The organism is Trichocoleus sp. DQ-A3 (assembly GCF_039961975.1).
GTDB lineage: Bacteria > Cyanobacteriota > Cyanobacteriia > Cyanobacteriales > FACHB-T130 > FACHB-T130.
Genome location: NZ_JAMPKC010000009.1, coordinates 58,231 through 71,585, shown reverse-complemented (window position 1 = coordinate 71,585; position 13,355 = coordinate 58,231). Strand labels below are relative to the sequence as shown.

The 13,355-nt window shown below is 45.9% G+C and carries 12 protein-coding genes, 1 tRNA gene and 1 pseudogene; 8 read left to right on the top strand and 6 right to left on the bottom strand.

Translation table 11 applies throughout. The features are described from left to right. Positions 1-132 precede the first annotated feature (132 nt). Both NDI44_RS15420 and NDI44_RS15415 read right to left on the bottom strand, forming a co-directional pair. Positions 133-1,548 (bottom strand): serine/threonine-protein kinase, encoded by a 1,416-nt coding sequence (locus tag NDI44_RS15420; RefSeq protein ID WP_190411814.1) that lies wholly within the window; start codon positions 1,546-1,548, stop codon positions 133-135. A 177-nt stretch (positions 1,549-1,725) separates the two neighbouring features. Continuing rightward, positions 1,726-2,106 (bottom strand): DUF4359 domain-containing protein, encoded by a 381-nt coding sequence (locus NDI44_RS15415; protein ID WP_190411813.1) that lies wholly within the window; start codon positions 2,104-2,106, stop codon positions 1,726-1,728. Between the two features lie 121 nt (positions 2,107-2,227). Between NDI44_RS15415 and NDI44_RS15410 the strand changes: the two genes are divergently transcribed. Further along, a tRNA-His gene (locus NDI44_RS15410) sits at positions 2,228-2,300 on the top strand. Positions 2,301-2,448: 148 nt separating this feature from the next. Here NDI44_RS15410 and NDI44_RS15405 read toward each other — a convergent pair. Beyond that, positions 2,449-2,766, bottom strand: coding sequence for a YkvA family protein (locus NDI44_RS15405; protein WP_190411812.1), 318 nt, complete (start codon positions 2,764-2,766; stop codon positions 2,449-2,451). Between the two features lie 214 nt (positions 2,767-2,980). Between NDI44_RS15405 and NDI44_RS15400 the strand changes: the two genes are divergently transcribed. The 3 genes from NDI44_RS15400 (at position 2,981) to NDI44_RS15390 (ending at position 4,953) form a co-directional block, all read left to right on the top strand. Further along, positions 2,981-3,664, top strand: a complete 684-nt coding sequence (locus tag NDI44_RS15400; RefSeq protein ID WP_190411811.1) for a MotA/TolQ/ExbB proton channel family protein — start codon at positions 2,981-2,983, stop codon at positions 3,662-3,664. Between the two features lie 102 nt (positions 3,665-3,766). Then, positions 3,767-4,450, top strand: coding sequence for a biopolymer transporter ExbD (locus tag NDI44_RS15395; protein ID WP_190411810.1), 684 nt, complete (start codon positions 3,767-3,769; stop codon positions 4,448-4,450). 107 nt (positions 4,451-4,557) lie between these two features. Further along, a complete protein-coding gene (locus tag NDI44_RS15390; RefSeq protein ID WP_190411809.1) occupies positions 4,558-4,953 on the top strand; it encodes a phage holin family protein in 396 nt (131 codons plus the stop codon). Positions 4,954-5,112: 159 nt separating this feature from the next. On the opposite strand, the gene NDI44_RS15385 is transcribed toward NDI44_RS15390, so the two are convergent. Next, a complete protein-coding gene (locus tag NDI44_RS15385; protein ID WP_190411808.1) occupies positions 5,113-6,975 on the bottom strand; it encodes an aspartate kinase in 1,863 nt (620 codons plus the stop codon). Between the two features lie 328 nt (positions 6,976-7,303). On the opposite strand from NDI44_RS15385, the pseudogene NDI44_RS15380 reads away from it, so the two are divergent. From NDI44_RS15380 to NDI44_RS15370, 3 genes and pseudogenes are all read left to right on the top strand, one after another. Continuing rightward, positions 7,304-7,405: pseudogene (locus NDI44_RS15380) on the top strand (Uma2 family endonuclease); the annotation flags it as partial. Positions 7,406-7,458: 53 nt separating this feature from the next. Beyond that, positions 7,459-8,832 (top strand): HNH endonuclease, encoded by a 1,374-nt coding sequence (locus tag NDI44_RS15375; protein ID WP_190411807.1) that lies wholly within the window; start codon positions 7,459-7,461, stop codon positions 8,830-8,832. A gap of 350 nt (positions 8,833-9,182) precedes the next feature. Then, positions 9,183-9,737 carry a GNAT family protein gene (locus NDI44_RS15370; protein WP_190411806.1) on the top strand — a complete coding sequence of 185 codons (555 nt, stop codon included), beginning with the start codon at positions 9,183-9,185 and terminating at the stop codon, positions 9,735-9,737. A 184-nt stretch (positions 9,738-9,921) separates the two neighbouring features. Here NDI44_RS15370 and NDI44_RS15365 read toward each other — a convergent pair whose 3' ends face one another. Next, the gene (locus NDI44_RS15365) at positions 9,922-10,560 is read right to left on the bottom strand and encodes a Uma2 family endonuclease (RefSeq protein WP_190411805.1); all 639 of its coding nucleotides are present in this window, start codon (positions 10,558-10,560) and stop codon (positions 9,922-9,924) included. A gap of 516 nt (positions 10,561-11,076) precedes the next feature. Here NDI44_RS15365 and NDI44_RS15360 point away from each other — a divergent pair. Beyond that, a complete protein-coding gene (locus NDI44_RS15360; protein WP_190411804.1) occupies positions 11,077-12,438 on the top strand; it encodes an NAD(P)/FAD-dependent oxidoreductase in 1,362 nt (453 codons plus the stop codon). An 83-nt stretch (positions 12,439-12,521) separates the two neighbouring features. Here the strand turns inward: NDI44_RS15360 and NDI44_RS15355 are convergent, their stop codons facing one another. Then, on the bottom strand, positions 12,522-13,295 hold the full coding sequence (locus NDI44_RS15355; protein ID WP_190411803.1) for an SDR family oxidoreductase: 774 nt from the start codon (positions 13,293-13,295) through the stop codon (positions 12,522-12,524). Positions 13,296-13,355: the final 60 nt, after the last annotated feature.

Sequence of the window (13,355 nt, the reverse complement as noted above, 5' to 3'; positions counted from 1 at the left end):
AGCTCATGGATTTTTCTATAACCAGAGGAGGACACAAAAAACAAGATTGAAATCTCAGTTGAGGCAATTTTTTAGCTAAAACCGTTACAATCGCTCAACCGAGGATGAAAATCGCTGATAAGGCACCAAAAGCTAAGCAATACTGCACTGTTCTAGTTTTCCAGCCATTGCACTGGCGTGACGCCACCATTCATAACCACCCGCCCACCGCCGCGATGGTAGATGTCCAATAGGTGCCTTATCGCTAAATTTCAAACCAGAGTCAGGAATATACGGGTTGTGGGTAGGCCAGCCAACGCGATCGCAAAAATTGCTATATTCTCCCCCAACCTCCAGAAAAATTTGCTTTTGCACGCTGAAACCAAAGCGCCCCTGGCTGTACTTTACCCATAACTGGTCAATCGTCCATAAATCCTCGCAAGGAAACTTTTGAATATCGCTGTTGAATAGATAGTTATTGCTTGACTTGCCGACTACCAGACACATCACTGCCCAGGTTTCCCGATCGGCTTCTTTCCATTTCTTTTTAGCGAGTAAATCCCGCAATTTTGTATAGTCAACTCCAACCTCGGAATTCAAGGCACTACCACCCGGTCGTTGAGATTGAGTTGGAACCGGAGATGTAGGTCTGGGGTTTAAATTTTGCTGTACCGCTTGCAAGGCAGAGGCAGCGTCTGGGTAACGATCTTTAATGTTATTTTGTAGCAGCCGATCCAAAATTTGACCCAGGCGATCGCTAACTTTTCTCTCCTTGGGTAAAAAATTGCGCCACGCCCACCCGTTATTCATAATGTCATACATATTCAGGGGCGAAACGCCTGTGAGCAAGTAGATACAAGTGACGCCCAAACTGTAGAGGTCGCTGGAGGGCAGGGCTTTGCCTCGCGTTTGTTCGGGTGCCATATAATCCGGGCTACCAACGATCGTGCCAGTGTTGAACACAGCAGTGTCTGTGAATAGCTTGGCAATCCCAAAATCAATCAAAATTAACTCACCTTCCCTTTCTCCTGGGGAAGAGGAGGTTGAGGGGGTGCGGCGGATAATATTCGCTGGCTTAATATCTCGGTGAATCACCCGATGTTCGTGGATATATTGCAAAACTGGCAACAAATCCTGCAAAAATTCCCAAATCTGCGTTTCGTTATAAATGTCCCGTTGCTGCAATTCCTCCGCTAGAGTTTGCCCGGAAATCAACTCCTGCACTAAATACAGCTGCTGCTGCTGTTCAAAGTGGGCAAAGAGAGAGGGAATTTGCGGATGTTTCCCTAGTTCATTCAGGTGTATCGCTTCCTGACGAAATAAGGAAACGACCTTTCTAAAACTGGTTGAATCTTGCTGTGGGAAGCACAGTTGCTTAATGACACACTTGGGTTTAGAGGGAATATGCTCATCCACCGCCAAAAAAGTTCTTCCCATGCCACCTTTACCAATAGGTTTGACTGGGCGATAGCGGTCTTTCAGCAATAACGCTTGCCCACAACACAGGCAAAATCTTTGGTCAGAAGGATTTTGGGGTCTTTGACATCCAGCGCTAACACAATAGATCATGGCAGCCGCGATCGCACTCCCTGTTGATATTCATCTCCAAGATATCCTCAATTGGAGAGATGACCATTGGGTGTATCTGTTATAAGGCTGAGTGTAGTTAATTGGCGGCGTTACCCGTTTCTCAGCACTTTAAGAAGCGATCGCGCAGCTTGAAGCAATAATTCTTTGCTAACAAGATTATTGCTTCTCTGCTTGATAAATATAGACATTGTCGAAAGCTCCTACCGACTCAAAATGATAAGAAGGCAGGAACGAACTAACCGACAAATCGGTGCGATAAATGCTAAAAAAGATAAAATTTTGCCGCTCTGTCGTTTCAGCAATCAGCCGCTTCACCTGCGGGCTGCCCGTCTCAACTAATAACATACATTGACGCTTCAAAAAATTCTCAAAGTTTTCTGGAGCCTTTTCACAAACATTGTCTTTTATGTACACCGTTAGTTGCTGTAAGGCAAATTCTTCGTACTCCTCCTGAGTGGGATTCGTCAGCGCCATCGCTACACCCAGCCCAGCCAAGGCGACTCCCGCAATCGTTGTAATAACCTGTAAACCCTTCATGGGATGTTAAAACCATTCTTTTGTAGCCTTTGACTACGGCGATCGCCGTCTGAGTTCCAGGTTAACTGACGAAAGACTGGATCAACTGGCAAGCACAATGCTATATTAAAAATCTGAAATGGCGAGCGTAGCCAAGTGGTTAAGGCAGTGGATTGTGGTTCCACCACTCGGGGGTTCAAGTCCCCTCGTTCGCCCTGGCTCTTGTATAGACGTAGATCATCCGTCTCTCAAAAGTCATTACTTTTGGGTGCGACTACTACAAACAAAGACCCCTCTCCAGAAGCCTGCGGAATATGGCTGCAACACTGGGAGGGGTTATTAATATTATTGTTGTGACGCACACTACTTGAGGGGAACAGCCTTTACATCAACCGTGTCTGAATTGGAAGTTGATCCCACACCTGCAACATCCGCTTCAGAGACCGCTTGCTCGTCACGAGACTTGAGGCGCTGAGATAGCATTTGGGAAACTTCAGCAACCAGGAGCGTCAGAATCACACCATCGTCAATCCATCCGATGATGGGTATGAAATCCGGGGCAATATCAATCGGGCTGAAAAGATAAAGTAATGACCCTAGAATCACCCACCAGCGATATTTGGGATTGCGGATCGCGTTGCGATACCAGTTGTAAATTGATTGGATTGAAAAATTATTCATTATTGAATCCTCTAGTTATTTTTAATATTGACAAATCTACCAGCATTATGTAGGTGTGGATATCCACCCGAAGTTTGACTAGAAGATTCGACACTCACGGGAGAACCTCGTCCTTTAGTTCAGTCTGAATGACAATGCTTGTCTAAAATTGGAATGGCTTCAAGTTGTTAAAGAAAATTAAAAGCTTGGGGAGTGTAGGAGGAAAGAATCGACCGTGACTTTTCAAGAACTAATCGAGAAAGGTGGGCCAGTGATGTGGCCTCTGCTGGCTTTATCGCTGCTGTCTCTAGGCACTATTTTTGAGCGCCTGTGGTTTTGGGCAAGAATCTTGACCAAAGAAAGAGAAACTGTGGATCGGGTGCTAGAAGCAGCAACTCGCAACTGGGGAGTTGCCACTGAGATTGCTCACCAAGCCAGAAAACAGCCGATAGGGCGCTTTCTGTATGCTCCCTTACGACTTTCTCACCCCGATCCAGAATTGTTTAGGCTGGCACTGGAAGCAGCCGCAGACGAGGAATTGGCTTCGATGCGCCAAGGCGACAAAATTCTAGAAGCAGTGATTGCCCTTGGTCCCCTACTAGGATTGTTGGGAACCGTGTTGGGATTGATCAGATCCTTGAGTGGTATTCGCCTCGGCGATCTCGGAACATCTTCAACCGCTGGAGTGACTCTAGGGATTAGCGAATCTCTGATTAGTACGGCGGCTGGGCTGATAGTCGCCATTACTAGCCTTGTTTTCTATCGGCTGTTTCAAGGTTTTTTGTTTAACCAAGCCAAAATTTTCCGGAGAGCGGGAAATGAGCTGGAGTTAATGTACCGCCAGGAATGGCCTAAACTTGGTATCGATCGTCATCCGATGAAGGCGAAAGTAGAAACTTCAGATACGGCTGAACCCTAGAAATCCATTGTCATTGGTCATTAGTCATGGGTTATTAGTGAGTAGCAAAGAATTAGAGACTAAAGACTCATGACTTTTTAACTTCCCCTGTTGTTTGAACTTATGAAGATTAACTTGGATACTCCGGGTGATGACGCCCGAATTGAGATTATTCCCCTGATCGATGTCATCTTTTGTATCCTGACGTTCTTTTTGTTGGCAGCGTTGCAACTTACTCGTCAGCAAGCAATTAGCGTGGATTTGCCCAAGGCTAGTAGCGGCACTCCGCAAATGCGAGAGATGTTGATGGTGAGCTTGGATGATTTTGGTCAAATTTACGTGGAGCAACAGCAGATCAATTCAAAAGATCAGCTAACTCAGTCGTTGCAGAATTACCGCTCGACAAATCCAAATGGGTTGATGGTGCTGTACGCTTCTCGGACTGCAAGTTACAACGATGTCATTCAGGTACTGGATTTGCTGAGAGATGTGGGAGGCGATCGCGTGTCTTTAGCGACTCTACCCGGGTCCGGTGATGCGGCGGCTGGCTCTAATACGCAGGTTCCTACGGCTCCTAGTCCCGGTTTAGCGCCCTATTCCGGCAACGCTCCTATCCAACCTTATAATCCTTATGCGCCACCCAGTCCATCAGCCAATCCATACAATCTGGGTCAGCCGCAATTGCCGGTGGCTCCGGGACAACCAGAGATTAATCCCACGATTCCCGGTACTACGATTCCCGGTACTGTACCCGTGACACCGACGGTTCCGGCTCCCCAAGGGACTGATTCTGCTCCCAAGAGGTAGGGACAATTCTGTCAATTTACAGAGGTCGAGGCGCGATTGTTTGTTTAAGGTAGGGATAATCAAAAGATTTTTTCACGCCTCAACTTCTGGATAGGAGGTTTATAAATATGGATTTAATTGATGTGCTGATTACCTGGTTGGTAACAGCCGCCAGTTTGTTAATTATTAGCAAGCTGCCACTCGGAGTTGAAATTGATAACCCAGGAATTGGTTATATTTCGGCAGCCGTTTTTGGAATTTTAAATGCAGCGATTAGCTTTGTATTTTTTACCTTGCCGAATACGCTAACATTTGGCATCTACGGATTTTTTGCAAAGCTTCTGACTTTGGGTTTATTCTCTTTTGTCCTTAATGTCATTGCACTGACAATAGCCGCGAGATTGATTACAGGCTTTCGTTTGGAAAAAGGGATTTGGAGTGCGGTCATCGGTGCGATCGCTCTCGCCGCTGTCAGCAGCTTTATTACCAGTGTTGTGATTGGTCAGCCAACAGCAATTGCGTAAAGAGTCGATCGAGGGGTAGGCATCAATTAGCGTAAACTAACCAATAACTTTAAAAGCCCGTTTTCTGATAGAAACCGGGCTTTTTGCTGCTCAGTTTTTCGGCTGGAGATCCCTCATCGCTCCCTTGTTCCAGGGGGCGCTGAAAAAGTTGCAAGAACTTTAAGCGGGAACTTGAATTTTTTGGCTGCCGGCAAGTCCAAAAGCGGCGTGGATGGCTTGTAAGGCGGTGACGCCCTGATTTTCTGCTACGACGCAGCTGATTTTTATTTCAGAAGTTGTAATCATCTGAATATTGATTTGGTGTTGGGAAAGCGCTTCAAACATTTGGGCGGCGACACCGGGTTGCCCGACCATACCGGAACCGACGATACTTACTTTAGCGATCGCTGTATCCACTAAAACTTCACCGCAGCCTAAGGATGGTGCGAGTTTTTCGAGTGCTGCTTTCGCTTCTGCTGCATCTGCTTGGGCGACAGTAAAGGCAATATCGCGGGTCCCGATCCCATTCACCACGCGACAGCGTTGGGATTGGATAATCATATCCACGCTGATATTTTTCTCAGCCAAGAGTCCAAAAACTTGAGCTGCCATCCCTGGACGATCGGGGATATGACGAATGGCGAGACGCGCTTGATTGAAATCAAGGGCAACACCGCGCACGGGGGGAGCGGAGTGCTGAGGACTCAGGGCTGAGGACTGAGAAATTTTGCCCTGTTGTTCCACACCACTTTCTACAATTCTGTTTTGGTGGAGTGGGGAATTGTTGACCTCGAAGGTTTGGCACAAAAGAGCGATCGCGCGATCGCAATCATCCGCATCAATGACGCAACTAACTTTCACTTCCGAGGTGGAAATCATCTGAATATTGATCCCAGCACTAGAAAGCGTAGCGAACATCTGCGCTGCTACACCCGGACGCCCAATCATTCCCGCACCCGCGATCGAGACTTTGGCAATTTGCCTGTCTACCATCACCTCGGCTTCTCCGTCTTCTGGGTTGTTTGAGCTGCGGAGGGCGGGTGCGATCGCTGCGGCTACAGCTTCCGCCCGATTGATAACGTTTTTGCTAACTGTAAATGCAATATCGTTGGTATTGCCTTCGTGAATCGACTGGATAATTAAGTCGATATCTAAGGCTTGATGGGCAATTTCACCAAATAGCCGCGCCGCCACGCCTGGACGATCTGGCACCCGCAACAGCGCAATTTTCGCTTGGTCGGTATCAAATTCTACCCCATCGACAGGACGGGCAATTTCTAAATCTTGGAGCGATCGCGGCTTAGGCATTGGAGAAATCACCCTAGTCCCCGGATCGTCCGTCCAGCTAGAACGCACCACCAACTCTACGCCATAATTCCGGGCAATTTCCACAGCGCGAGGATGCAGTACCTTTGCCCCTAAGCTGGCTAACTCAAGCATTTCATCGGAGGTAATCTCCTCCATCAGCTGGGCTTCTGGCACTAACCGGGGATCGGTGGTAAAAATCCCTGGCACATCCGTGTAGATTTCGCAACAGCTGGCTCGTAAAGCTGCCGCTAGTGCTACCGCCGAAGTATCGGAACCGCCGCGCCCCAAGGTGGTAATTTCCAAATCTTCGGTGCTGCTGATGCCTTGGAAACCCGCCACCACAACCACTTTACCCGCGTCTAAGTGACGTTCCATCCGATGTGTCTGGATATGCAGAATCCGGGCGCGGGTGTGTTCGGCTTCGGTAACAATTCCCACCTGTGCCCCGGTCAGAGACACCGCTGACTGTCCAAATTCCTGCAATGCCATACTCAGCAGGGCGATTGAGACTTGCTCGCCAGTCGAGAGCAGCATATCCATTTCTCGACGAGAGGGATTTGTAGAGATTTGGTTGGCTAATTTCACCAATCCATCAGTCGTCTTACCCATTGCCGAAACTACGACAACCAGCGAGTTGCCCATCTGGGCTGTTTTTAACACCCGCTGAGCGACTGCTTGAATGCGTTCCACCGAACCAACTGAAGTGCCACCATATTTCTGGACTATTAGCGCCATAATTCTCTCACCAATCCTGCCTAGGGATATACCCACATTGCCTTAGCCTGAGGCTACACAAACCAAGCCTGCCCAAGCTCGTAAGCACACCAAAGGTGCGACAGGCTGACACGGCAAGGCATCTTAATTTAACCTAATTAAATTATCAGACTTGCTGGGACAAAACAGGCTGACTTTAGATTGTGTCGATTAATTATCGTCAAACATCTATCGCGGGGGGTGTGGAGATAGGGCGAAGCGCTTGGGGATTTTTAAGGATTGCGATCGCTTCCTCCCTGACAAAGGTCAGATCCACACAGTGAATGCCACAGAAAGTCACTACCATACCATGCTGGACGACAACCTGCTGCATAATCTGCCGTCTAGTGCAGAATTGCCAAACTCTGACGATACTTCTGTGGACAATGAACTACAAAATATCATTCCCAATTAACCAGACACCAGTTACTGCTAGTTGTAATACCTATGTAGTACAATAAGATTTTGGCAGTAATTAAAGTAAATTTAATGTGTATTCGCATTGAAAAATTGCCCATACGGGTATCAGAATTGAAAACTTGCTTCTACTGTGGAAATTCGCTACCAGCCACAGCAAAAGAACATATTTTTAATTCATCTTGGGGCGGTTCACACAAAACAGGATACTTGATTTGTAATGAATGTAATATTAGCTTCTCAACAAAAACAGATCCAGCTTTTTCTATTTATGTAGAGGCTGTAATGAATTCTTGGTCGTTTAAAGGTGAACGCCATAAAGATGTACCAAAAATTATCTTAGAAAAAGGTTATTTTTTAGATAAAGGAGGGATACTTAAGCTTAAAAATGCAATCATTGAAGATGAAATTCAGCCTGATGGAACGATGGAGCAATATTTCGTTTTTAACTCTAGGAGTCAAGCCAACCATTGGATAGAAGAAGGAGGTATGGCTACTTGGCTAGGAAGATTACTATCAGCAGACGGACAGAAATATTTCAAGGAATTAATAAAGCAGGCAACTTCAAATGTGCTAGATGCTAAGCCTCAGAAATTTTCTGCTAGGCTGAATCTTCGGGAGCAGTATCGTTCATCTGCTCATACAATCCTCAAGTGCCTAAAATTCTATTTACCAGAGTGGATTTCTAGTGATTTGACTAAACCTGTTCAACAATTTGCGCGATATGACCAAGGTGACTGGAGGTTTTTTGCAGTCGATCTTAAGCAAATTATTTCTATAGCTGAACAGGCGGCAAGCAGATTAGGGTTAGGTGTTCACCATAACTCAGTAGAGGTTTATTGGTGTTCTCATCTGAAGATGATCATTGGTGTGTTGACTATTCTTCATCGAGTCAAGAGGACGGTTGTCATTGCTCAAAACTATTGTGGGCCAGATGCTATCTTATATGTTTCTGAAGATACACATGGTTCTAAAAAGCCTCCTCAAGCACTGTTTGCTGAATTTGACTTAAAGCAATTCTCTCTACCATTATTAGGTGTGCAATATTTCGCATCTCTCCCTAAGATGGAGCAGTTCTTTTGTAATGAGCTTACAGTTCTTATGACACTTTATTATCCAATTGATGATATTACGGCTCGTTTAATTGAAGAAATAAAAGCACTTAACGAGAAAACTCCTCGAATCAATGAAACAGCGATTGAAGAGTATGTGAACTTGTTTCTGGAATTTATCTCGAATTTAAGCAAAATTTTAGGAGTGCCTATAGATCCAGATAGGGCACGTACCAAGCTTTTTGAATATGGCTTTTCAAGTTTAGTAAATCAGTATATAGGTAGGGCTTGTACAGATTTGGATATTACTGATCTGATGGTAAAAGCGCTTGACCATGTTATGAAAGATTGCAACTTAAATACGCCCTAGGAAAGGGCTATCGCAATTTAAAAATAGTTATCCCAATTTTGGAAAATCGAACGGTTCCTTTAGCCCCTACAAGTGATCGCGCTTGTTTGGTGGTTGTCATTGTTTTCTCTTGGCTCCACAACAACTGGACAGCAATTAATATCGATACGATTAAACATTGTAATTACGATAGAAGGTGTCAAGAGGAGCTGCTTTAGGGTAGCAGGACATTTTAGACAGAGCGACAGCTTTTAAAATTCACCAGGCTATTCCCAACTCTCAACTTGTTTTCTTCTTGTGTATGAATCATGACCACCTCCTGACAGACTTGATATGGATGAGTAAGTACCTAAAATCGAGGACAATTAGCGATGTTGAAGGGAGAACGACTAACGCTACGGGGTATACGGCGGGATGATCTGCCGAAACTGTGCGAGTTTAACAATGATTTAGCCGTTGAATTGGCAGGTGGAGGCGATCCGCCGATCCCCCAATCCCTGGAACGGCTACAAGCAGAGTTTGATCAAAATGCCGCTAAAGGTGGACGAGATGGCACCTGGTTTGCGATCGAGGCAGATGGCAAGTTCATTGGGCAGTGCGGCTTGGTTGGTTTTGATATATTTCAGGGGGTAGCGCGTGTCTGTGAATTAGGCATTGCAATTGGGGATAAGGAATATTGGGGACGCGGCTACGGTCGTGAAGCGATCGCATTGCTGCTGAATTATGCGTTTCGATACTGGAATCTACATCGAGTTTGGTTAAGGACAAACTCAAGGAATGAACGAGCGATTCGCTGTTATCAATCCTGTGGATTTGTGGAAGAAGGTCGCCTCCGGGGTCACGAGTGGTATGACGGCAGATACGTTGATACGCTGTGCATGGGAATATTGCGCGAGGAGTGGGAGCAGATTAAGAAACAAGACTGATTACATCTAACGCAACTCCCCATTTGACAATTCTTTGAGAACGCTTGAAGCAAATTGTCCTTGAGTTCCTTGGTGTCTCTATGACGCCACCCATAGATTTACACAAGAGCAACTAACTTTAACAACTCTGCTGACCAGCGATTCCTGATTGCGATCGCACTATCATCTTCTGTATTTTTCGGATTTAATTCTCACTTGCTAATTTTTGTCGTAACTCCCGAATCGCAACGCTGGTATTGCGCTCGGAGGCAATTCGGAAACACTCGGTGATGAATGCTAAAACATTAATATTGGGAAAAAAACGGCTACTGGTTACAACCGTGTAGCGATCGCTCTGCAATTGGTAAATCTTAAGCTGGTTCTTTTTATATAACCAAACTTCCGGCACTCGATACGGCAGGTAGTCGTTTCCATCCGTGTAGCTGGTTACATCTATCTCAATTACTAAATCGGGGGATGGTTCGACGCCCCAATTGATCCGGTCTTTACCTGCAACTGCTGCCCAGTTATCGATATAGAAGCAGTAGTCTGGTTCAATGCCGCTAATCTCTGGAAGTTCCATTGTTATGGGGGTAAATGCCTCGTAGTCCTGCTCTAAATGATCTAGGAGAGCTGTTACCACCATTGCAATAATGTGGGCTTCTCGTCCGTGTTGGGGTAGCGGTGACATTAACAGAATCTCTCCGGGTCGATACTTGATGCGCGGTATTGAGCGATCGCCTAAGTGCTGAGTTAGTGTTTGATAGTCCTGCCAACTACCGGGTAGCCGCACCACTGCGCCTGCGGGTAACTGGATTTTCTCTGGTGTGATAATTGCAAACATGGAACTTACACCTCCACCTCCACTGTAATCCTTGTATTGCGCCTAACCATCCTGTCGCAGCACAAAACAATAAAAATGTTTTGCCTCAAAAAAAGCATTAATTGTCCGATAAAAAGGCTGATTAATCTTTTCCTAAACTCATAAAAATTGATAGGGTAAATTGTTGGAAAACCCTTTGGAAGCAATGAATCGGTAATTTAGGCAATGTGAATATTCGAGTTTAGAGTAACAAGGCAAGTCAAAAGGGCAATCGCGTCTTTTTTCATTCTCATTGCGAACTGATAAGTCAGCGCTTCGCGATCGCGCCATTCCCAAACATCGGCTTAAACGTGTGCTGAATACCTCTTATGGCAGACTTTCCAGGCACAACAATCTACCTGTAGCCGTCGCTACGCCTGTTTTAACCCTGGCACACTAGGCTAATATGAACATCTGTAACGGAAGCCTTGCCAGTTGGTAAAGAAATGTTAGTTCAACCGTAGCCACGGGCAACATAAAACAAAGGATGTCAATTTTATGGTAGTAGCAGTGGAAAATCAGTCTCCTCACCATGTTGTGATTGTCGGTGGCGGCTTTGGCGGACTTTATGCTGCCAAGGCATTGAGCGGCGCACCTGTCCATGTGACACTGGTCGATAAACGTAACTTTCATTTGTTTCAGCCACTCCTTTATCAAGTCGCTACCGGAACGCTATCCCCAGCAGATATTTCATCTCCTCTGCGTGCGGTACTCAGCGAGAGCAAAAATACTAAAGTGCTGATGGGAGAGGTAAAGGATATCGATCCACAACAGCGAAAAGTCATCCTCGCTGGCGAAGAACTGATCTACGACACGTTAATCGTTGCTACAGGTGTGAGCCATTTTTACTTTGGCAATGACCAATGGGCAACTGTAGCGCCAGGATTGAAAACCGTTGAAGATGCGCTGGAAATGCGGCGTCGCATTTTTATGGCGTTTGAAGCGGCAGAAAAAGAAACCGATCCCGAAAAACGACGTGCCTGGTTGACGTTTGCGATCATCGGCGGAGGGCCGACGGGAGTAGAATTAGCGGGAGCGATCGCAGAACTCGCTTACAGCACCCTAAAGCGAGATTTCCGCAACATTGACACTTCTGAAGCCAAAATTTTGTTACTGGAAGGGATGGATCGCATCCTACCTCCCTACACACCAGAGTTATCTGCAAAAGCAGAAGCCTCTCTTCAGCGCTTAGGTGTCACTGTGCAGACAAAGACGCTGGTGACGAATATTGCAGAGAATATTATCACCACAAAACAAGGCGATAAAATCGAACAAATTCCAGCGAGAACAACCTTATGGGCAGCTGGAATCAAAGCTTCACCAATGGGAAAAGTTCTGGCAGAACGCACCGGCGCTGCAATTGACCGGGTGGGGCGGGTTATCGTTGAATCCGACCTGAGTATAGCAGGACATCCTAATATCTTTGTGGTCGGTGACTTGGCAAGTTTTTCTCATCAAAATGAGAAACCACTACCGGGTGTTGCACCCGTGGCAATGCAGGAAGGGGAATATGTTGCTAACCTGATCAGACAGCGGATTGCCGGTTACAGTATGGCACCTTTCCAATATATTGACCGAGGCAGTATGGCTGTTATCGGGCGAAATGCTGCGGTAGTCGATTTGGGTTATGTGAAGTTTTCCGGTTTGCTCGCTTGGCTCACTTGGGTATTTGTTCACATCTACTTCTTAATTGAGTTTGATAATAAACTCATCGTGATGCTTCAGTGGGGTTGGAACTATTGGACTCGCAAACGTGGGGCAAGATTGATTACCGGCGACGAGGTGATTGGAAAGGTAGGAGTTGACGCTAACGGCGATTATTACGTGCCACTGAAGAGTAAAGAAACGGTGGAAGTTTAAACGCAAAGGTACGCGAAGGTTTACGCAAAGGTTCGCCGAGGAAAGATAGCTCTTTGGGAACCTTTGTGTTTAAAAAGACGAAATTAATTTCGTCGGTGAACTTGGGTAGCAGTGGCTTGATCGGTGGGGACTAAAAGTAATTCACTGATATTAACGTGAGCAGGTCTAGTGACACAGAAAAATATTACATCTGCAATATCTTCTGGTGTTAAAGGTGTTAAACCTTGGTAAACTTTTTGAGCGCGATCGCTATCTCCGTGGAATCGCACTTGACTAAATTCCGTTTCAACTAACCCTGGATCGACTGAAGTGACTCGCACGGGCGTTCCTAGGAGGTCTTGCTTCAAACCTTCGGAAATTGATTTTACAGCGGCTTTAGAAGCACAGTAGACGTTACCACCGGGATAGGTTTGATGACCGGCAATGGAGCCAAGATTCACCACATGGCCTTTACCCCGGTTTACCATTCCTGGCACTAAATAGCGGGTGCAATAAAGTAAGCCTTTGATATTAGTATCGATCATTTCTTCCCAGTCTTGAATGCTGCCTTCGTGGAGTTTATTTAACCCCCGGCTAAGACCGGCATTGTTAATTAAGATATCGACCTCCGACCAAGTCTCTGGGAGAGAAGAAAAGGCGGATTCAACAGAAGCGCGATCGCGTACATCTACTGCTAGTAGATGCAACTGGCAAGAAAATTCTTTGCTAAGTTCATCTGCGAGTTCCTGCAACCGCTCTTGGCGTCGAGCCACTAAGATCAGTTTGGCACCCGCTTGGGCAAACATCTTGGCACAAGCAGCACCAATTCCACTACTCGCGCCAGTAATTACAACGATTTTGTCTTTGATAGAAATCATTCGGTTTAACTAAATTTTATGGCAATCTAAGTAAATCTTAAAACCCTCTTTTTTCTTTTA

What these genes read in the sequence shown, in the direction of transcription:
- NDI44_RS15395 (WP_190411810.1), top strand. Translation starts at nt 3,767, where the DNA reads ATGAAGATTAACTTGGATACTCCGGGTGATGACGCCCGAATTGAGATT.
- NDI44_RS15405 (WP_190411812.1), bottom strand. Translation starts at nt 2,766, where the DNA reads ATGAATAATTTTTCAATCCAATCAATTTACAACTGGTATCGCAACGCG.
- NDI44_RS15390 (WP_190411809.1), top strand. Translation starts at nt 4,558, where the DNA reads ATGGATTTAATTGATGTGCTGATTACCTGGTTGGTAACAGCCGCCAGT.
- NDI44_RS15415 (WP_190411813.1), bottom strand. Translation starts at nt 2,106, where the DNA reads ATGAAGGGTTTACAGGTTATTACAACGATTGCGGGAGTCGCCTTGGCT.
- NDI44_RS15420 (WP_190411814.1), bottom strand. Translation starts at nt 1,548, where the DNA reads ATGATCTATTGTGTTAGCGCTGGATGTCAAAGACCCCAAAATCCTTCT.
- NDI44_RS15355 (WP_190411803.1), bottom strand. Translation starts at nt 13,295, where the DNA reads ATGATTTCTATCAAAGACAAAATCGTTGTAATTACTGGCGCGAGTAGT.
- NDI44_RS15365 (WP_190411805.1), bottom strand. Translation starts at nt 10,560, where the DNA reads ATGTTTGCAATTATCACACCAGAGAAAATCCAGTTACCCGCAGGCGCA.
- NDI44_RS15370 (WP_190411806.1), top strand. Translation starts at nt 9,183, where the DNA reads ATGTTGAAGGGAGAACGACTAACGCTACGGGGTATACGGCGGGATGAT.
- NDI44_RS15360 (WP_190411804.1), top strand. Translation starts at nt 11,077, where the DNA reads ATGGTAGTAGCAGTGGAAAATCAGTCTCCTCACCATGTTGTGATTGTC.
- NDI44_RS15385 (WP_190411808.1), bottom strand. Translation starts at nt 6,975, where the DNA reads ATGGCGCTAATAGTCCAGAAATATGGTGGCACTTCAGTTGGTTCGGTG.